At 81.0% G+C, this 248-nt stretch carries 1 pseudogene; it reads left to right on the top strand.

The features are described from left to right. Nucleotides 1-248, top strand: a pseudogene (locus GT030_RS21050) (polyketide synthase); the annotation flags it as partial.

Raw genomic sequence — 248 nt, forward strand, 5'->3', positions numbered from 1 at the left:
GAGCCGCGCCCCGCCGCACCGGCCGCCGAAGCCGGCCCGCACCTGCTCGTGCTCAGCGCCCGCACCCCCGAGGCCCTGCGCCGGCTGGCCCTGCGCCACGCGGCCCACCTCGGCCCCGAGGGCCCCGGCCGCCGGTACGCCCTCGGCGACATCTGCCGCTCCGCCGCCACCGGCCGCGACCACCACCCCTTCCGCCTCTGGGCCGTCGGTGACACCCACGACGACCTGGCCGCTGTCCTGCGCGCCCT

It is taken from the genome of Streptomyces sp. SID1328 (assembly GCF_009865595.1).
Lineage (GTDB): Bacteria > Actinomycetota > Actinomycetes > Streptomycetales > Streptomycetaceae > Streptomyces > Streptomyces griseoluteus.